Annotated in this window: 17 protein-coding genes; 1 reads left to right on the forward strand and 16 read right to left on the reverse strand. The window is 65.8% G+C overall.

What is annotated here, in order from left to right:
• Window positions 1-35: 35 nt before the first annotated feature.
• From atpA to rho, 11 genes are all read right to left on the reverse strand, one after another.
• Entirely contained in the window at window positions 36-1,670 is a 1,635-nt protein-coding gene (atpA, locus tag FS507_RS04015; RefSeq protein ID WP_145941641.1) for a F0F1 ATP synthase subunit alpha, read from the reverse strand.
• Between the two features lie 72 nt (window positions 1,671-1,742).
• Complete coding sequence (locus FS507_RS04020) at window positions 1,743-2,561, reverse strand: F0F1 ATP synthase subunit delta (protein WP_145941529.1); 819 nt, start codon at window positions 2,559-2,561, stop codon at window positions 1,743-1,745.
• A 5-nt stretch (window positions 2,562-2,566) separates the two neighbouring features.
• On the reverse strand, window positions 2,567-3,124 hold the full coding sequence (locus FS507_RS04025) for a F0F1 ATP synthase subunit B (protein WP_145941530.1): 558 nt from the start codon (window positions 3,122-3,124) through the stop codon (window positions 2,567-2,569).
• 65 nt (window positions 3,125-3,189) lie between these two features.
• On the reverse strand, window positions 3,190-3,432 hold the full coding sequence (locus FS507_RS04030) for an ATP synthase F0 subunit C (protein ID WP_145941531.1): 243 nt from the start codon (window positions 3,430-3,432) through the stop codon (window positions 3,190-3,192).
• A 92-nt stretch (window positions 3,433-3,524) separates the two neighbouring features.
• On the reverse strand, window positions 3,525-4,325 hold the full coding sequence (gene atpB, locus FS507_RS04035; RefSeq protein ID WP_145941532.1) for a F0F1 ATP synthase subunit A: 801 nt from the start codon (window positions 4,323-4,325) through the stop codon (window positions 3,525-3,527).
• A gap of 296 nt (window positions 4,326-4,621) precedes the next feature.
• Window positions 4,622-5,080 carry a hypothetical protein gene (locus FS507_RS04040; RefSeq protein WP_186314542.1) on the reverse strand — a complete coding sequence of 153 codons (459 nt, stop codon included), beginning with the start codon at window positions 5,078-5,080 and terminating at the stop codon, window positions 4,622-4,624.
• A gap of 34 nt (window positions 5,081-5,114) precedes the next feature.
• On the reverse strand, window positions 5,115-6,290 hold the full coding sequence (locus tag FS507_RS04045) for an MraY family glycosyltransferase (protein WP_145941533.1): 1,176 nt from the start codon (window positions 6,288-6,290) through the stop codon (window positions 5,115-5,117).
• 2 nt (window positions 6,291-6,292) lie between these two features.
• A complete protein-coding gene (locus FS507_RS04050) occupies window positions 6,293-6,967 on the reverse strand; it encodes an L-threonylcarbamoyladenylate synthase (protein WP_145941642.1) in 675 nt (224 codons plus the stop codon).
• Between the two features lie 56 nt (window positions 6,968-7,023).
• Entirely contained in the window at window positions 7,024-8,001 is a 978-nt protein-coding gene (locus tag FS507_RS04055) for a N5-glutamine methyltransferase family protein (protein WP_145941534.1), read from the reverse strand.
• 22 nt (window positions 8,002-8,023) lie between these two features.
• Window positions 8,024-9,100 (reverse strand): peptide chain release factor 1, encoded by a 1,077-nt coding sequence (gene prfA / locus FS507_RS04060; RefSeq protein ID WP_145941643.1) that lies wholly within the window; start codon window positions 9,098-9,100, stop codon window positions 8,024-8,026.
• A 1-nt stretch (window position 9,101) separates the two neighbouring features.
• Window positions 9,102-11,048: a transcription termination factor Rho gene (gene rho, locus FS507_RS04065; RefSeq protein WP_440130336.1), complete on the reverse strand. Its 1,947-nt coding sequence runs from the start codon at window positions 11,046-11,048 to the stop codon at window positions 9,102-9,104.
• Between the two features lie 575 nt (window positions 11,049-11,623).
• Here rho and FS507_RS04070 point away from each other — a divergent pair.
• Window positions 11,624-13,414 (forward strand): long-chain fatty-acid--CoA ligase, encoded by a 1,791-nt coding sequence (locus FS507_RS04070; RefSeq protein ID WP_145941644.1) that lies wholly within the window; start codon window positions 11,624-11,626, stop codon window positions 13,412-13,414.
• Between the two features lie 51 nt (window positions 13,415-13,465).
• On the opposite strand, the gene thrB is transcribed toward FS507_RS04070, so the two are convergent.
• The 5 genes from thrB to argS all read right to left on the reverse strand — a co-directional run bounded on the left by thrB (window position 13,466) and on the right by argS (window position 20,005).
• A complete protein-coding gene (gene thrB, locus FS507_RS04075; protein WP_145941536.1) occupies window positions 13,466-14,443 on the reverse strand; it encodes a homoserine kinase in 978 nt (325 codons plus the stop codon).
• Complete coding sequence (gene thrC / locus FS507_RS04080) at window positions 14,443-15,525, reverse strand: threonine synthase (protein WP_145941537.1); 1,083 nt, start codon at window positions 15,523-15,525, stop codon at window positions 14,443-14,445. Before thrC ends, thrB begins: the two co-directional genes overlap by 1 nt.
• On the reverse strand, window positions 15,525-16,850 hold the full coding sequence (locus tag FS507_RS04085; protein WP_145941538.1) for a homoserine dehydrogenase: 1,326 nt from the start codon (window positions 16,848-16,850) through the stop codon (window positions 15,525-15,527). The genes thrC and FS507_RS04085 overlap by 1 nt, the downstream gene beginning before the upstream one ends.
• Window positions 16,851-16,916: 66 nt before the next feature.
• Window positions 16,917-18,320, reverse strand: coding sequence for a diaminopimelate decarboxylase (gene lysA, locus FS507_RS04090; protein WP_145941539.1), 1,404 nt, complete (start codon window positions 18,318-18,320; stop codon window positions 16,917-16,919).
• An 8-nt stretch (window positions 18,321-18,328) separates the two neighbouring features.
• Window positions 18,329-20,005 carry an arginine--tRNA ligase gene (gene argS / locus FS507_RS04095; RefSeq protein ID WP_145941540.1) on the reverse strand — a complete coding sequence of 559 codons (1,677 nt, stop codon included), beginning with the start codon at window positions 20,003-20,005 and terminating at the stop codon, window positions 18,329-18,331.
• Between the last annotated feature and the right edge of the window lie 69 nt (window positions 20,006-20,074).

Consider the following 20,074-nt stretch of genomic DNA (forward strand, 5'->3'; position numbering starts at 1 on the left):
TCGGTCTGTGCAGTCATCGTCTTAGTTACCCGCGCCTACTTCTTGCGGGAGACGGTGATCTGGGACTGATCGAGATCTTCGTCGGCCAGCGCCTGAGCCTCGGGCTCGTTGATGACCGGGGTTCCGTCAGTGGACTGGAAACCGCGCTTGAACTCGCCGGTGGCGGACACGAGGGTCTTCTTCGAGTCGTCCGACAGCGGGGTGCCGCCGTTGATCTGCTCGTAGACGTCGGCGTTGTTGGCGTGCAGGTACTCCCACAGCTCAGCCTCGAACCGACGGATGTCCTCGACGGGGACCGTATCGAACTCGCCCTCGCCAGCCAGGAAGATGGAGACCATCTGGTCCTCGACAGCCTGCGGCTCGGTCTCGCGCTGCTTCAACAGCTCGACGAGACGCTCGCCACGCTCCAGCTGGGCCTTGGAGTACTCGTCCAGATCGGACGCGAAGGCTGCGAAGGCCTCCAGGTCGCGGTAGGCGGCGAGGTCCAGTCGCAGGTTACCTGCGACCTTCTTCATGCCCTTGGTCTGGGCGTCGCCACCCACACGCGAGACGGAGACACCGACGTTGATCGCCGGACGGACGCCCTGGTTGAACAGGTCGGACTCCAGGAAGACCTGGCCGTCGGTGATGGAGATGACGTTGGTGGGGATGAACGCTCCGACGTCATTGGCCTTGGTCTCGATGATCGGCAGTGCGGTCATCGAGCCGGCGCCCTCCTCGTCGGACAGCTTCGCCGCACGCTCCAGCAGCCGGGAGTGCAGGTAGAAGACGTCGCCCGGGTAGGCTTCGCGGCCCGGCGGACGGCGCAGCAGCAGGGAGATGGCTCGGTAGGCCTCAGCCTGCTTGGTCAGGTCGTCGAAGATGATGAGGACGTGCTTGCCCTCGTACATCCACTGCTGACCCAGGGCCGCGCCGGCGAACGGTGCGAGCCACTTGAAACCGGCGGAGTCGGAGGCCGGGGCTGCCACGATGGTCGTGTAGTCCAGGGCACCCTGCTCCTCCAGGGTCTGACGCAGCGAGGCGATGGTCGAGCCCTTCTGGCCGATCGCGACGTAGATGCAGCGCACCTGCTTCGTCGGATCCCCGGACTCCCAGTTCTCACGCTGGTTCAGGATGGTGTCGATGCAGACGGAGGTCTTGCCCGTCTTACGGTCACCGATGATCAGCTGACGCTGACCACGGCCGATCGGGGTCATGGCATCGATGGCCTTGATGCCGGTCTGCATCGGCTCGTGCACCGGCTGGCGCTGCAGCACCGACGGTGCCTGCAGCTCCAGGGCGCGGGTCTCGGTGGACTCGATGTCCCCGCGACCGTCGATGGGCTGACCCAGGGGATTGATGACCCGGCCGAGGAAGTTCTCGCCGACCGGCACGGACAGGACATCGCCGGTCCGCTTGACTTCGTCGCCTTCCTTCAGCGACTCGTAGTTGCCCAGCACCACGACGCCGATCGAATCGGTCTCGAGGTTCTGTGCGACTCCGATGACGCCGCCGGGGAACTCAAGCAGTTCGTTGGTCATCACGGAGGGCATACCAGAAACCTGGGCAATGCCGTCCGCTGCCATCGTAACCACGCCGACCTCCTCACGGGAGGCCTCCGCGGAAGTGCTTGAGGTGTAGTTCGCAATCGCGCTACGGATCTCATCGGAGGAGATCGTAAGCTCCGCCATGTTCTTCCTGCTCTCGGTATCGTCTTCCAGCATTACATGAATTATCTTGTCGATCGAGGTTCTATCCGGGGGCTAGGCCAGTGCCCGACGCATGCGCTCCAGCTTTCCAGCTGTGCTGCCGTCGATCACTTCGTCGCCGACCCGGATGACCGCTCCACCGAGGAGGCTGGTGTCAACCTCGGAATGGACGGACATCGCGGAACCGTAGATCTTCTCCAACTTCTGGCCCAGTGCCTGCTCCTGCGCCTCCGACAGCGCTGCGGCGGAACGGACGCGGGCAACCCGACGTCCGTCCAAGCCAGCTGCGAAATCGCACAGTGCGTCAAGGTCCTCGACCGGACGGGCGACGGGGCGACCGACCACCTGAAGCGCGAGCGCCTCGGTGATGGCGCTGACGTGTCCGTAGAGGACCTTCGCCAGCAGTTCCCGACGCTTCTCTCCGGACGCGAGACGGTCCGCCAGCAGCATCTCCAGTTCCGGCTCCCGTTCAAGGAGACGCGCAACGTCGAAGAGTTCGGTGGCGACCTTCTCGCGCTGGCCCTGCTCATGGGCTGCACGCAGCAGGGCACGGCGGCCCAGCTCGACCAGCCCGTGGCGCAGGTCCCGGGTGTTGGACCAGGTGCCCTTGACGACCTGCGAGACGATCTCGCGTGTCGTCTCGGAGACCTTGTCCGCCAGCAGCCCGTCGGCCAGTGCGGCGCGACGGTCGGCCGGAACAGTCTGGTCCACCAACGCCGTGCGCAGGGACCGGTCGCTGTCCAGGAGGTCTGCGACCTCGAACAGCTCGGAACCGGTGGCTGCGCCGGCGGCGGCGGTGTCGGTGGCACCGGACAGTGCACCGTCCAGCGACTCAGTCAGCTGGTCCAGGGTTGTTCTGCTCGCTGCGTGCACGGGCCTCACTTCCCCGATCCGACGCTGTCGAGATCAGCGAGGAAGGAGTCGATCGTACCGGAACGCTTGACGTCGTCCGACAGCTGGTCGCCCAGCAGTCGCTCGGCGAGGTTGATGGAGTTCTCCCCCATCTCCTTACGCAGATCGGAGACGACGGCTTCGCGCTGCGCGAGCAGCTGCTTGTTGCCGGACTCGATGATGCGGTTGGACTCGTCGGTCGCCTGCGTCTTCATGTCAGCGATGATCTTCTGACCCTGTGAGCGGGCGTCGTCGCGAATCTGGGAAGCTTCGGTGCGGGCCTCGGCCAACTGCGCGTTGTACTTCTCCAGCGCGGCCTTGGCCTCGTCCTGTGCCTGTTCGGCACGTGCGATGCCACCCTCGATCTGGTCGGTGCGGTCAGCCATGACCTGCTTGACCTTGGGAAGAACGAACTTCCAGAAGATCACGAAGATGATGATGAAGCTAACGAGGGACCAGACGATGTCATACGACTTGGGGAGCAGAGGATTGATCTCCTGCTCCATCGGCAGCTCTTCGGCCGCCAGAATGAGGTAGTTCGTCATAGTCTCCAGCTTTCGCTCTTGAGTGTGAAGGTCTTGTCACAGTGCTCCCTGCGGAGCACCGCACACTAGAACAGGAAGCCGGCGACCAGGCCGATGAGGGCGAGGGCCTCGGTGAAGGCGATACCCAGGAACATCGTGGTACGCAGCTGGCCGGCCATCTCGGGCTGGCGAGCCATGGCCTCTGCGGTCTTACCGACCAGGATACCGATACCGACGCCGGGGCCGATGGCAGCGAGGCCGTAGCCGATGGTGCCGAGACCCTCGAAGCTAGTGGTGGTGTCCTGGGCGAGGAGCAGCAGGTCGTTCATGAGGATTCCATTCCCTTTCGTGGTGCCCCACCCGGGTCCACTGTTGTGGTTCCGGTAGGCGGGGCGAGAATTTTATGTGTGGATGTCGGGGGTCAGTGCTCGTCCGCGTGCAGCGACTGCTCGATGTAGACCGCCGTCAGCAGGCTGAAGATGTAGGCCTGCAGGAAGATGATCAGCATCTCGAACAGAGTGAAGGCGATGGCGGCGACGAGCGTTCCTCCGGCCAACAGCGTCCAGCCGTTGAGCTGCCAGAAGAAGAAGTTCGTGGCGCCGAACAGCAGCACGAGAACAATGTGGCCGGCCAGCATATTCGCCATGAGACGGATGGTCAGGGTGACCGGCCTCAGGACGAAGGTGGAGAAGAACTCGATCGGGACGACCAGCAGGTGCAGCGCCGGAGGCAGGTTCGGGATGACCACGGAGGACTTCACGAACTTGCCGAAGCCGTAACGCTTGGCACCGGCGTAGATCATGGCGACGTAGGCCACCGCCGCCAGGACGATCGGCATGCCGACCCTCGCATTGGCGGAGATGTTCAACGCCGGAATGATCGCAGGCAGGTTGCCGATGAGGACCACGAAGAAGATGGTGCCGATGATCGGCAGGAACCGCCGGCCCTCCTTCTTCCCCAGGATCTCTTCGGCGATGTGCACGCGGACGAAGTCGACCGCGTACTCTGCAACGTTCTGCGCACCCCTCGGGATCAGCTTCGGCTTACGGAAGGCATACAGAAAAAAGGCCGCCAGGATGACGATCATCAGAAGACGGATGATCATCAGGCGGTCTACCGCAAAGATGCCGTTCGCGAAATCACTGAACCAGAGCTGGCTGGGATCCACTTCCCCCGGGAAGAATTCATGCTCCATAGAAGGCGCGTGGAATTCGCCCTTCATGGCCAAGGTTGTAACGCTCAGCGTTCTCTCCCGTGGTTTGGGCCGCGTGATTGTGGTCAGGCGGTGCGATGGAGGATGTCAGGAGTTCCCGGAACCGTGGACTCCGTCGCACATCCGCACGGTACCGGGGGTGATATACCAGGCTTACTCGCGGGCACGCGTGTCTACGCGGGACCGCCTACCTGATTACCCGCAGGAGAGCATACCAGCCGTCCGCGCAGGTGCGCGAACCAACTCCCCCCGATCCCCCACAACAGACGACGCGCCCCGCCCCGGTGCGCGTATTCACCCCCGGGTCAGACGTTCGTGACGTTCGTCCGGATGATGCCGATGGTTTCCGCGCCCAGCGCGACGACCAGTGCGGCAATAACCGTGACGCCCATCGCCGTATGGTCGAAGAAGTCCATCTCACGAAGTACGAGGAGGATGCCGAGGACGACCACGATCTTGATCAGCCACGATCCCAGGGTGACGATCATCGTGGTCTGGGGTGAGGTATTCGAGGTCAACAGCACCACGGCCACCGTCGCCAGGACGAATCCGCCACCGACGGCCGCCCCGATGAGGACACCCCAGAGCCCCTCGAGACCACGGAAGTTCCCCCACAATGCCAGGGAGATCACGGTGATCACCAGGAGGCCGACGGCGCCCGAACGGGCCGCGTTGAGCAGCGGGCGTCGATGGTCCGCCAGGTCCCCGTCGGACTCGTTGATATCCGGGAGATTGTTCGTCTGCTCGCTGTTCTGCTCAGTCACGCGCTACAGCCTAGCCGTCCCCCACGCCGGTGGCCTACCCGGATGCCGCAGCATGCCTGTGCCCCCCTCGCTCGCGCCACAGGGGTACGGCCGTGAACGCCGTCGCCAGGAGGATAGCCACACCGAAAACGATGGCGGCGATCGGAAGCGGCAGCACCGTCGATCCCACAGCGCCCAACGCCACCACTCCGACCCAGCTGTACAGCACCAGAACGACCTGCTTCTGTGAGTGGCCGAGCCGGAGGAGACGATGGTGCAGGTGCTGCTTGTCGGGGGCGAAGGGACTCTTTCCCGCCTTCAGCCGGCGCACCACAGCCATCAGCAGATCCAGCATGGGGATGAACAGGGCGGCGATCACGACGAGCACCGGCGTCATCAACGCCAGGAAGTCGGCTGGGCCGTACAGCGCCATGTTGATCCGTCCGGAGGCTGACACACTCGCCGCGGCAAGCAGCAGGCCGATCAGCATCGACCCGGAGTCCCCCATGAAGATCCGCGCGGGAGAGAAGTTGTGGGGCAGGAATCCCAGGCACACCCCCAGCAGACCCGCTGAGATCATCGCGGGCGGGTAGGCACTCACCGTGCCACCCTGGTCGTGCAGGATCGTCAGCGAGTAGATCAACAGCGTTGTCGCGGCGATCGCTCCGAGACCGGCTGCCAGGCCGTCGAGCCCGTCCACGAAGTTCATCGCGTTGATGATGGCGACAGTCAGAAGCGCGGTCAAGAGCGTTGACTGGACCTGGTCAAGAATCAAGGTGGTGCCGCTCCCGAACGGCGAGTAGATCAGGTACCACGACAGCCCTGCCAGACTCATGACCACTGACCCCGCCACCTGGCCACCGAGCTTCAGCACCCACGAAATGTCGAAGAGGTCGTCGACCACTCCGACGATCACGATGACGAACGCCGCGGCGACGACCGCCACCATGTCGGGGGTCACCGGCGGGAAACCACGGGTCAGCGCCGGCAGCTGGTTGGCGACGAGTACGGCGACGACGAAACCGGTGAACATCGCCACCCCGCCGAGTCGCGGAGTCGGCACCGTGTGCACGTCCCGTGAACGCGGTGCGGCCAACCGCCCGAACCTGAGCATCAGCATCCTGATGACTCCGGTGGTCAGGTACGTGGTGACCAGGCCGACGAGAAGGATCAGCGCCAGTTCCCGGAAAGGCACACCCACCCCGGACCAGGACGCCGCGTAGAGGTCCATCCTCAGTGCCCCTGTGCGGAGCCGTCGTCGAGGAGAGCTGCGGCCGAGATCCCGAGCACCTCGCCGACCCGGTCAGCACCGATGGCACCGTCGCGCAGAATGCGGGGCCGGTGTCCGGAGAGGTCGACGATCGTCGACGCCGTCCCGATGGAGGCTTCGCCGGCGTCGAGGTAGACCGAGACCGAGTCACCGAGCTGCTCGCGTGCCGCCCCTGCCGTGAGTGCGGCCGGACTGCCTGAGATATTGGCACTGGACACCGCCATCGGCCCGGCCTGCTGGAGGAGTTCGATGGCCAACGGATGCAGCGGCATGCGCAGCGCCACGGTCCCCCGGGTGTCTCCGAGATTCCACGGAAGACTGGGGGCCTGGTGGGTGACGATGGTCAGCCCACCGGGCCAGAATGCCTCGGTGAGCAACCGTAGTGGCTCGCTGTAGTCGCGGACCAGCCCGGCCACCGTGTCCCAGGAGCCGATGAGGACAGGCACCGGCATATCGGGGCCACGGTGTTTCGCACGCAGCAGCGCAGCCACGGCGTCATTGTCGAACGCATCGGCGCCGATGCCGTAGACGGTGTCGGTGGGGGTGACGATCAGCCTCCCCGCCTTCACGGCGCTGAGCGCCGCCGCAACGCCGCTTTCCCGGCCTTCGTCGTCAGAACAGTCGTAGGTCTGTGCCATCGTCTGCGCCGTCCGTCCCTTCATCTCGTTCTGCCACTAACTCTGACCCGTTCACTCTAGCCCCGTACCGGACGATGTCCGGGATCGCGGTGCACCTGCCCGCTGACGAACCGGTCCCGTCCCGCGAGATCGCAGTGCTGTACCAGGTCCGAGATACCGGCTCCGGTGAGAAGCTCCCGGACAGCCTCCCCCGTCGAATCGTCGTGCTCGACGGCGACTGCCGCACTGGGGGCCGCAACCAGTTCGATGGTCCCGGCCAGAGGACGCATCAGAGCCAGACCGTCCTCCCCCGAGAACACCGCGTTATGGGGGTCCCGGGCCACCTCCGGCGACACGGGGGTGGTTTCCGGCACATACGGAGGGTTGGAGGCCACGATATCAGCGGAGCTGACCAGCCCGAGCGCCACAATATCCGCCGACGATGAAACATCGGCCCGGTGGAAGGACACCTCTACCCGGGCGTCGACATGCCCCTCATCGACCCAGTAGCCGGCGTTCCTGCGTGCCAGTTGTACTCCCTGGTCGGTGATCTCGAGGCCGATCACCCGCACAGAGACCTTGTCCGGAATCCCCCTGGCGCTCAGCTCATGGGCCACCCCCAGCGCAATCGTGCCAGGTCCACTGCACAGGTCGGCCACGGTCAGAGTCGGTTCCAGCAGTCGGGAGAACACTCCGCGCTCCCGACGCGACACACGCCGCTCCGCCTCAGTCGCCACCCAGTCGATGAGAAGATCGGTTTCCGGACGGGGGATGAACACCCCGGGAGCAACTGCAAGATCGATCCCCATCACTGACCCGTGTCCGAGGATCCACTGCAGGGGCTCCCTGGCGATCCGTCGCTGCAACAACCCGGTGAACGTGGCAGGCACAGTGTCCCCTCCCCGCATGACCAGGTCCAGCGGGGAGACCGTCGTCCCGGTCTCTTCTTCCAGGGCCGCAGCCATGAGCACACGTGCATCATGTGCCGCGGACTCGACGCCGGCCCGGACAAGAGCCGGAACAGCCTCCCTGAGCGCCGCCGAGACAGTGCTCACGCCACTGAGCGCCACCGTGGACCTACTCCCCGGCTTCCAACCTGGTCTGACGTTCTGCCTCGCTGAGCGCACCGAAGAGGGCGTCGAGGTCACCGTCCAGGACAGCGTCGAGGTTGTTCGCCTTGTAGCCGATGCGGTGGTCCGAGACCCGGGACTCCGGGAAGTTGTAGGTACGGATGCGTTCAGAGCGGTCCATCGTGCGGATCTGGGCTGCGCGTCCTTCCGCAGCCGCGGCGTCCGCCTCCTCCTCCTTCATCTGCTGAAGGCGGGCGGCGAGCACCTGCATGGCACGCGCGCGGTTCTGGATCTGGGACCGTTCCTTCTGACAGGTGACCACGATGCCTGTCGGCAGGTGGGTGATACGCACCGCAGAGTCGGTGGTGTTCACGCCCTGGCCACCCTTGCCCGACGACCGGTAGACGTCCACCCGGATGTCCTTGTCGTCGATCTCGACGTCCTCGACTTCGTCTGGTTCCGGGTACACCAGTACACCGGCGGCAGAGGTCTGGATCCTGCCCTGTGACTCTGTCACGGGGATGCGCTGGACGCGGTGAACACCGCCCTCGTACTTGAAGACGCTCCACGCGCCGTCGCGCCCGGGCTGCTTCGCCCGCACGGACATGGTCATGTCCTTCACACCACCGAGATCCGTCTCGTTGACATCGAGGATCTCGAAGGTGAAACCGTGCCGTTCGCCGTACCGCTGGTACATCCGGGCGAGTTCCCCGGCGAACAGAGCGGCCTCTTCGCCGCCGGCGCCCGACTTGATCTCCATGACGACGTCTTCGCTGTCGTGGGGATCACGGGGGGCGAGCAGGTCAGTGAGCTTCTCTTCGAGTCCAGGCAGCTCCGCGGCAAGACGGTCGGCCTCATCGGCGAAGTCAGCGTCCTCGTCCGCCATCTCCTTCGCCGCCTCATAGTCGTCGCGGGTCTCGACGAGCCTGTTGTAGGTCTGGATGACCGGCTGGAGTTCGCTGAACCGCTTGGCCACACGCCGCGCTGCCGCCGCGTCATTGTGCAGCTCAGGGTCAGCGAGCTGCATCTCAAGACCCTGGTACTCAGAGAGGATGTCGTCGACCTTCGACGGCGATCCCGCCAACTCACTCATCGTCGTCCTCCCCTGCCAACGGCGCGGATGAAGCGATCTGGAGCATGAAGTCGCGGTTGGTCTTGGACTTCCGCAGCTGCTTGAGCAACAGGTCGATGGCGGCCTGAGGATCCAGAGCGGAGAGGATCCTACGCAGTTTGTGCATCAGACGGGCCTCGTCGGGCCCCAGCAGGAGATCGTCCTTGCGTGTTCCGGACGGGTTGACGTCGACGGCGGGGAACATACGGCGCTCCGCGATCTTGCGGTCCAGCTTCAGTTCCGCGTTGCCGGTTCCCTTGAACTCCTCGAAGATCACGGTGTCACCGGCCGAACCGGTCTCGACCATCGCCGTAGCGATAATCGTCAACGATCCACCGTCCTCGATGTTCCGGGCCGCACCCAGGAAACGCTTCGGCGGGTACAGGGCGTTCGAGTCGACGCCACCGGAGAGGATCCGACCGGAGGCAGGTGAAGAGTTGTTGTACGCGCGGCCCAGGCGCGTGATCGAGTCGAGGAGCACGACGACATCCTTGCCCTGCTCCACCAGTCGCTTCGCACGTTCGATCGCGAGTTCCGCCACGGCGGTGTGCTCGTTCGGGGGACGGTCGAACGTCGAGGCGATGACCTCGCCACGAACGGAACGCTGCATGTCCGTGACCTCCTCCGGACGCTCGTCGACGAGGACGACCATGAGGTAGCACTCCGGGTTGTTGACCGTGATCGCGTTGGCGATATCCTGGAGGATCGTGGTCTTGCCGGCCTTGGGCGGGGACACGATCAGCGCACGCTGCCCCTTGCCGATAGGCATGATCAGGTCGATGACGCGGGTGGTCAGGATCTTCGGCTCGGTTTCCAGCCGCAGACGCTGGTTCGGGTACAGCGGTGTGAGGTTGTTGAACTTCGGTCGCTGCGCCGCCTGGTCAGGAGCCAGCCCGTTGACGGTGTCGACGGCGTGCAGCGGCGTGTACTTCTGGCGGTTGCGCCCCCGCCCACCGCCTCCGGCCTGCTGGGCCTTGGCACCGGGCCGGATCGTGCCGGTGACTGCATCCCCGTGCCGCATCCCGTACTTGCGCACCATCTGGATCGGCACGTACACGTCAGTGGCACCGGCGTGGTAACCGGTGGTGCGGATGAACGCGGTGTTGGCGTCGGCGAAGTCCAGGATACCGGCGACCGGCGTAGGCGGCTCATTGTTGCCGCCGCCGTTGTTCTGGTTCTGGTTGTTCTGGCCGCCCTGGCTGCCACCCCGGTCGCCGCGGTCGCCCCGGTTGTTCCTGTTGCCGCGGTCATTGCGGTTACGTCCGCCACGGTCGTCGGCATTCTGCTGGTTACCGCGGTTTTCCCGGTTCTCCTGGTTACCCTGGTTCCCCCCCTGATCCCCCTTGCCCCGGTTCCGCCGATTCCTGCGGTTCCGACGTCCCCGACGACCGCCTTCCTCGTCGCCGTGATCGCCCCGGTCGTTCCGATCATTCCGGTCGTGGCGTTCAGACCGGTCGTTCCGATCATTACGGTCGTTACGGTCGTTACGGTCGTTCCGATCATTGCCGTCATGCGGGGCGTTGCGCTCCCCCGCACCCCGCCCTTCGGCATTGCTGGTGTCGGCAGCGCTCCCGGCGCTGTCGGCGTTCTTTCCGTTGTTCACGTTCTCCACGTTGCCCGCCGTCGACTGGGGTACCTGCTGTTTCTTCCTGTCCTGGTTACCTGCTCCAGCGGGGTCCTCCTTCGGCCGCTCAGAGGCAGATTCCTCTGCCGGGGCTTTCACCGCTCCGGCAGGTGCCGAGGCCTGAGCCCCTGCGGGACGGCCGCTGCCGATCCCGGCGCTGGCGATGGCGGAGACCAGCTCCCCCTTCCTCATTCCGGAGATCCCCCGCAGACCCTGCGATGTCGCGATCTGCTTGAGTTCCGCCAGTTTCAGGGAGGCAAGCCCGTCGTTCTGTGCCCGGGAGACGATGTCCGGCAAAGTCACAGGTGTCCTTTCGGTTCACCTCCCCCTGCTGTCGACCGACGGCAGTAGCCGAAGGACGATCCCCGCCACGCCGGGTGTGCACGCCCGACAGGCGTCCACGGTCCCTTACAGCGGCAGAACAACGGAAGGTGACGTGCTCTCGTGAGTCGTCGATATGTGGAACGGATACCACGGTGCGCGCGGGCAACAGGACCGGCACCTCGTGTGCCGCCTACTGTTGTGGAACCCCGGTACCGGAGCAGATGATCGCGCCCGGTGGATAAAGCTGTCGGGGCAATGCTCCCGCGTGGATTCCCGTGAATCCGGATGACCGTCCACCGTCTCGGACCGGTTCCCGACTCTGACTCCTCAGGGCCGACGGGATGGCGGTGGTCGGTTCTCGGCGTCAATGCTACCACCCGGCCGCCTGTGTATCCCTAATCCGCACCGGCGTGCCGGTGTCCCGGCGGCCGTGCGACCATACGCGGGCCCCGTCCCCTATCCTTGGTGACATGGACGGCACCCACCGCACAGAGCCCGGTCACACCACCGGCCCCGCCCCCAGCACCGCGCCCCTCACGTCGTCGACGATGCGCGAGTACCCCCTGACCATGGCCTCCGTACTCGAGTACGGACGAGTGGTGCACGGTTCCACGACGGTGCGTACCTACTACGGGGCAACACCCGAGGACACCACGTTCAGTGAGATAGGGGGACGCAGTGCCGCCCTCGCCCATGCACTCTCCGATATCGCAGGTGTCGGGCCCGGGGACCGCGTCGCGACGTTCATGCCCAACATCACCGAACATCTGGAGTCGCTGTTCGCGGTGACGTCGATGGGTGCGGTGCTGCAACCACTGAACTCCAACCTCGTCGCGGACCAGCTGGTGCACATCATCAACCACGCCGGTGACCGGGTGATCATCAGCTCACCCCGCCTGGCACGACGCCTCGCCCCGGTGATGCCGGACTGCCCGGAGATCCACACGGTGATCGTCACGGGCACCGGTGGCGCCGAAGCACGGGACGATCTCCACGCGCTCCTCACCGAGGCCGGCCGCGGGGACGTCACTGTCCTCAGCTACGAGGAGATCCTCGACGGCTACGCCACCACGTACACCTGGCCTGAGGTCAGTGAGACCGCCCCGGCTGCTCTGCTGTACTCCACCGGCTCCACCGGCGCGCCCAAGGGAGTGGTGTACTCCCACCGCGCGATGTGGCTGCACGCGATGAATCTCCGCACCCCCGACTCCTTTGGCATCCGTAACGGTCACAGCTTCCTCTGTACGGTCCCTGTCTTTCACGTGCTGAGCTGGGGTGTCCCGATCGCCGCTTTCATGGCTGGCGCACCGCTGGTCTTCCCCGGAGGAGTTGCCGGCCCCACACACCTGGCACATGTCATCGCCGACTCGATGCCACGCATGGCCCACGGCGCCCCCAGCGTCTGGATGCAACTCGTCGTGCACTACCAGCGCACACCACCGGATAAGATGAGCCTGCAGGAGATCATCTCCGGCGGTGCGCCCGTGCCACCCGCGTTGATCGACGCGTGGGAGGAACGCTACGGCGTCGACATGGTCCATTCCTGGGGGATGACGGAGACGGGGCCGGTGGGTACGGTCGCCCGTACCCCGGTGGGTGTCGGCGGCGCTGCGCGACGCCGCTACCGCGACAGCCAGGGCCGGTTCCCCGTCGGCATGGAGTTCCGTGTGGTGTCTGAGGACGGCACTCCTCTGCAGCCCAATGACCGGTCAAGCGGTGAGATACAGGTCCGCGGCAACTGGGTCACCACCGACTACCACCACTCCCCCGCATCCGCCGCGGGCGGTGCCGCACACGTGTTCCGCGGCACGGACGTCGATGACTCCGATGACGCCGCCGAACGCTTCACTGACGACGGTTGGCTGCGCACCGGTGACATCGGGACGATCACCCGGGACGGATTCCTCACCGTGCATGACCGCCAGACCGACACCATCCGGTCCGGAGGAGAGTGGATCTACTCGGCGATCCTGGAGAACATCGTCATGGAGTCCGACATGGTCGCAGAGGCCGCGGTCATCGGTGTCCCTGATGAACGGTGGGGCCAACGCCCGCTCGCCGTGGTGGTGACCATTGCAGGCGTCGACCGCGACCGTCGCACCGCGGAGGCACTCGCTGCGGCGGTCGCCGACAAAGTGCCCCGCTGGATGGCGCCGGAGTACTGGACCTTCGTCGACCGGATCGACAAGACGTCGGTCGGCAAGTTCGACAAGAAGGACCTCCGCGCCCACCTGGCGTCCGGGGAGTTCGACGTGATCAAGCTGCGTAGTCCCGGCGAGCCGAAACCGCAGGACGCGTCCGGTGACACACCCACAGACGCGTCCACAGACGCGCCGTAGGGGCACCACCGGCATCCCCGGGAGAGTCGTACCGCCCCCGGTCCCGGACTGTCAGTCGACCTCGACCGAGGCCCGTCGTCCGATACCGGTCTCCAGGACGGCGATCCCCCTGCCCCTGGCCTCCTCCAGCAGTGGAGCGTCGACGGAGGACGTCGACAGGACCATGACCGTCGGGCCTGCTCCGGAAAGGAAGGCCGGGAACCCCAGGTTGCGCAACCTGTTGACCCACTCGGTCGTGACCGGAAGAACCTCCGCGCGGTACGGCTGGTGCAACCGGTCGCGCGTGGCCTCCCACAACAACTCAGGGTACGAGCTCAACGCCAGGGGCAGAAGCGCGGCACGGGACACGTTGAACCGGGCGTCCTGGTGGGACACATCGCTCGGCAGGACCCTGCGTACCGCCTCGGTGGAGGCGTGGAAGTCCGGGATCAGAGCGGTCGCGGAGATGTCCTGGTGCACGGGGACGGCGACGGCGTGGTATTCGGGGGCACTGCGGCCATCGACCGGGATATTGGTCCACGAGACCACTCCCCCGCCGAGGACACACGCGGCGGCGTTGTCCGGGTGTCCCTCGAACGCAGACGACAACTGGATCAGCGTGTCGTCGTCCAGGGCACCGGTCGGGTGGTCTCCGCCGGCGAGTCCGCTGGCGGCCGCCACGCCGGCAACCGCTGCCGCCGCCGAGGACCCCAGGCCACGCGAGTGCGGAATGCTGTTCCGGCACACGATCCGCAGGCCACCCACACTCACGCCCGCCTCGTGCAGACCGGCACGCAGCGCGCGGACCACGAGGTGCCGTTCGTCGAGAGGAACCTCGCCTTCACCTTCCCCATGCACGGTGATATCCAGACCAGCGTCGGTTGACTCCACCTCGACGGTGTCATACAGCCCGACGGCGAGACCGAGGGTGTCGAAACCAGGACCGAGGTTCGCGGTGGACGCCGGTACGGTCACGGTCACCCGGCGGCCGGGGGCAATCGTCCGCACCGGTGTGTCGGCGGCACCGGTGCGCGCAGTCGAACCGGGCATCATGCGAGGTCCAGTGCCTCAGCGACCGCGTTGGTGTCGACGTCGATCGGGGTCGGCTCCGGCATCTCGCTCAGAGCAGTCGTCGGGTCCTTCAACCCGTGACCGGTGACGGTGCACACGATGCGCTGCCCCTTGTCGACCTTCCCCTCTGCGTGGGCGGCCAGCAGCCCGGCCACCGACGACGCCGACGCCGGCTCGACGAAGACGCCTTCGCGGGCGGCGATGAGACGGTAGGCCTCGAGGATCTTCTCATCCGTTGCGGCACGGAACGCCCCACCGGACTCCTCCTTGGCGGCAACGGCCTGGTGCCAGGACGCCGGGTTACCGATCCGGATGGCGGTGGCCACGGTCTCGGGTTCGAGCACCGGTTCTCCGCTGACGAGGGGCGCGGCACCTGCGGCCTGCACACCGAGCATCACCGGTCGCTTCGTCGACAGGCCCGCCTCGGCGTACTCCGAGTACCCCTTCCAGTAGGCGGTGATGTTCCCGGCGTTCCCCACCGGCAGGGCGTGGATATCGGGGGCGTCACCGAGTGCGTCGACGATCTCGAAGGCGGCTGTCTTCTGCCCTTCGATACGCATCGGGTTGACCGAGTTCACCAGTGCGATCTCCGGGAAGTCGGTGGTGGTCTTGCGCACCAGTTCCAGGCAGTCGTCGAAGTTACCGCGGACCTGGATGATCTTCGCACCGTGCATGACCGCCTGGGAAAGCTTGCCCTGGGCGATCTTGCCCTCGGGGATCAGCACCGCCGAGGCGATGCCCGCGCGTGCTGCGTAGGCTGCGGCCGAAGCCGAGGTGTTGCCGGTGGAGGCGCACATCAGCACCTTCTTACCGGCGTGGACGGCGTCCGTCACGGCCACGGTCATTCCGCGGTCCTTGAACGAACCGGTCGGGTTGGCCCCCTCGACCTTGAGCCAGACATCGCACCCGGTGATCTCGGAAATGTAGTTCGCCCTGATCAGCGGGGTCCCACCCTCGTTGAGGGTCACCGGCTCCCAGTCCGCGGCGAAGGGCATCCAGTCGCGGTACTCGTTGATCAGGCCGGTCCAGTGGTGGAGCACCGGGGTGCGCTTGTCGGTCATCAGTTGCCTTCCATTCGGATCACGCTGTTGACGGCCTTCACGGCGTCAAGGTTCTTGAGGTTGTCCACCGTCGACTCGAGGTCACTTTCGGCGGCGTGGTGGGTGATGACGACCAGTCGTGCCCCGGCGTCGCCCGCCTCCTCCTGCCGGACGGTCTTCAGCGACACACCCTGCACGGAGAACGTCGAGGCGACCTCCGCCAGCACACCCGGGCGGTCGTCGACGACCATGTCGACGTGGTAGCGGGTACGCACCGACCCGAAATCACCGACAGGCAGGTTGGCGTAGGTCGACATGCCCGGGGCACGTCCGCCGTGCACGATATTGCGTGCGGCAGCGACCACGTCACCGAGTACGGCCGAGGCGGTGGGGGCACCACCGGCACCGTTACCGTAGAACATCAGACGTCCGGCGTACTCCGCGACGACGAAGATGGCGTTGAAGGACTCGCTGACACTGGACAGCGGATGGTCCAGGGGAATCAGTGCCGGGTAAACACGGGCAGAGACCGACTCCCGCCCCTGGTCGTCGACGAGCCGCTCACAGATGGCCAGCAGCTTGATGGTGCAGCCCGCGGCCTTGGCTGCCTCGATGTCGGCGACGTTGATCGAGCGGATTCCCTCGACGTGCACGTCATCGCTGCCGACCGGGGAATGGAACGCGAGGTTCGCCAGGATCGCCGCCTTGGAAGCGGCGTCGTAGCCGTCCACGTCAGCAGACGGGTCCGCCTCGGCGTACCCGAGGGCGGTGGCCTCGGCAAGCATCTCGTCGTAGGACGCACCACGCTTGTACATCGCGTCGAGGATGAAGTTCGTGGTGCCGTTGACGATACCCATCACCTGGTTGACCCGGTCCCCCGCCAGGGAACGGCGCAGCGGCCCGACCACGGGGATCGCCGCGGCGACGGCGGCCTCGAAGAACAGGTCGGCCCCGGAGGAGTCCGCGGCCTCGGACAACTCGCTGGCGTGTGCGGCGACGAGTGCCTTGTTCGCCGTCACCACGGACTTGCCGGCACGCAGTGCGGCCAGCACGACGGTACGCGGGTAGTCGATACCGCCGATCACCTCGATGACCAGGTCGATGTCCTCGCGGTTGACGAGACCGAAGGCGTCATCGGTGAGCAGTTCGGAGGGGACACCCGGGCGGGGCTTGGACAGGTCGGACACGGCGATACCGCGGACCTCGATGGGTCCACCGGTGCGGGCGGTGAAGTCCTGCGCGTCCTCCTGGAGGATGCGCAGGACCTCGGTACCCACGGTCCCCATACCCAGCAGCGCTACGCCGACGGTGGGCGCGGCGGCATTGTTGTCAGCCTGATCAGCCATTACTCTCCCGAAGTTGTCTCGTGTGGGGTCTGTCATATGAAAGTTCGTTTTCCCGATGATAAACCATCAGAAATTCTCCAGCGCGAGCACGTCCTCTACCGTCTCCCGGCGGATCATCACCCGGGACTCCCCGTCCGCCACGACAACCACCGGTGGACGGGTCATCATGTTGTAGCGGGAGGCCATCATGTAGCAGTACGCGCCCGTGGCGGGGATGACCAGCAGGTCACCTGGGGCGATGTCGTCGGGCATCAGCGCGTCATTGATCAGGATGTCACCGGACTCGCAGTGGCTGCCGACCACCCGGGTGGAGACAAGGTCTCCGGTAGCCAACCGGTTCGCCAGGCGGCAGTCGTATTCCGCCTGGTACAGCGCCGGCCGGATGTTGTCGCTCATCCCCCCGTCCACGGAGATGTACCGACGGACCGTGTCATCAGCGGTATGGACGTCCTTGACGGTACCGACCCGGTAGACGGTGACGGCCGACGGTCCGACGACGGCACGACCCGGTTCGACATTGACCACCGGCGCGTTGACCCCGTAGGACGCCGCCTTCGCCGCGACGCGGGACAGAAGGTCACCGGCGACCGCCTCGACATCGAGCGCCTCCTGGTCCGGGGTGTAGGCGATTCCGTAACCGCCCCCGAGGTCGAGGACGTCCAGGGCCGACACATCGACGTTCGCGGTCTTCTTGCCGCTGACCAGCCGTGCCCACAGCCCCAGGAGACGGTCCGCCGCCAGCGCGAAGCCGTCGGCCTCGAACACCTGGGAACCGACGTGGCAGTGCAGGCCCCGCAGTCGCAGCCCGTCGGTGGACAGGCAGGACAGGCAGGCGTTCTCTGCGGAACCCGACGCCAACGAGAAGCCGAACTTCTGGTCCTCGTGACTCGTGGCGATGAACTCGTGGGTGTCGGCGTGGACTCCCGGCTTCACCCGCACCAGAACGTCCTGGACCCGTCCTTCCCGCCGGGCGATCTCGGCGACCCGGTCGATCTCGATGAGGGAGTCGATGACGACAAGCTCGACCCCCGCCTGGACGGCGGCGGTGATGAACTCGTGGTTCTTGTTGTTTCCGTGCACGGTGATGCGCTCAGGTGGGAAACCGGCGGCCAGTGCGACGGCGAGTTCTCCGTGGCTGGCCACGTCGAGTGCGAGTCCCTCCTCGTCGACCCACCGGCAGACCGTACGTGACAGGAATGCCTTGGACGCGTAGTGCACCCGCTCGCCGCCACCGAACGCACCGGCCAGACGTCGGCACCGCGCACGGAAGTCGGCCTCGTCCATGACGAACACGGCCGTGCCGTACTGATCAGCCAGGTGTGTGACGCGGTTACCGGCGATGACCAGTTCACCGTCCTCCGCCCGCCCGGAGGAGGCGGGGAAGACATGGGCGGGGATCTTGTTGAAGTCCTCGAGGGTCTCAGTGCGCTTGCGCAGCGGAATCTGGGGAAGATGAACGTCGGGATCCATGGGGCGGGTCACATCCTCTCTGGGGTGGAGACGCCGAGCAGCCCCAGGGCGTTGGCGAGGACGCGACGTGTGGCCTCCGCCAGCGCCAGTCGCGCCAGGAACACCGGGGCGGTGGCGTCACCGGCCGGCTCGTCGGACTTGGGGAGAATCTGGCAGGAGTCGTAGAAGCGGTGGAAGGTTCCCGCCAACTGCTCGGCGTACCGGGCGATACGGTGAGGTTCACGCAGTTCCGCCGCCGTGGCCACGACGCCCGGGAACTCGCCCAGAGTGCGGATGAGGTCGCCTTCCCGGTCATGGTCGAGAAGGGAGAAATCCAGTGTGGACAGGTCCTCCGGGAGACCGACGCCGATATCGGCGGCCTTCCGCTGCAGCGAACACAGACGGGCATGTCCGTACTGGACGTAGTAGACCGGGTTGTCACTGGTCTCGCTCGCCCACAGGCCCATGTCGATGTCCAGTGACGAGTCGACGGAGGTGCGGATCAGGGCGTAGCGGGCCGCGTCCACACCGATCGCCTCCACGAGGTCGTCGAGTGTGATCACCGTGCCGGCGCGCTTCGACATGCGCACGGCTTTTCCGTCACGCACCAGATTGACCATCTGGCCGATGAGCACCTCGACCTGGTCGGAGTCGTAGCCGAGTGCGGAGGCCGCTGCCTTCAGCCTGGCGATGTAGCCGTGGTGGTCGGCACCGAGCATGTAGATGCACAGGTTGTGCCCACGGTCAATCTTGTCGGCGATGTAGGCGATGTCACCGGCGATGTAGGCGGCGTTGCCGTCCGACTTGATCACGACCCGGTCCTTGTCGTCACCGAACTCCGAGGAACGCAGCCACCACGCACCGTCAGCCTCGTAGAGGTTGCCGTTCTCCTTCAACGTGACGATCGCCTTGTCCACAGCACCGGACTCGAAGAGTGCATTCTCGTGGAAGAAGACGTCGAACTCCGTACCGAACTCGGCCAGGGTCTGCTTGATGTGCGCGAACATCAGCTCGACACCCTGGGAGCGGAAGATCTCCTGCACCGTGGCGTCGTCGTGGTCGGCCCAGTCCGGGGTCGCCTCCATGATCTGGTGTGCGATGTCGGAGATGTACTCTCCGCCGTAACCGTCCTCCGGGGCAGGTCCGTTCTTCGCCGACGCCACCAGTGAGCGCGCGAAACGGTCGATCTGGGTGCCGTGGTCGTTGAAGTAGTACTCGCGGGTCACCGCGGCACCGCGGGCGGTGAGAATACGGCCCAGCGAGTCGCCGACGGCCGCCCACCGGGTGCCTCCGAGGTGGATGGGCCCGGTGGGGTTGGCGGAGACGAACTCCAGGTTGATGCGCTGGTCTGCGTAGTCGTCACCGGTGCCGTAGGAATCCCCCGCCTCGATGATGTCGGCGACGAGCTTGCCCTGTGCGTCTGCGGCAAGCCGGATATTGATGAACCCCGGGCCGGCGATGGACGCCTCGTCAACACCGTCGACGCGGCTGAGTTCGTCGGCCAGCCAGGTGCCGAGGTCGCGGGGGTTCGTTCCCGCCTTCTTCGCGGTCTGCAGCGCGATATTGGTGGCGTAATCGCCGTGTTCCGGGTTTCGGGGACGCTCGACGGTAGCCAGGTCAGGCGCGACGGTGGGGTCGAGATCATGCTCCGTCAGGACGGTGCGGGTGGTCTCGGTGATGATGGAGGCGAGTTCAGCTGGAGTCACAACCCACGAGAGTAACAAGGAGGGGTGAACACTCCGCGAATCGCGTCCCGTGCGGGGGTTTTGCGGTGC

Source organism: Corynebacterium glyciniphilum AJ 3170, from assembly GCF_007673095.1.
In the GTDB taxonomy this organism is placed as follows: Bacteria; Actinomycetota; Actinomycetes; order Mycobacteriales; family Mycobacteriaceae; genus Corynebacterium.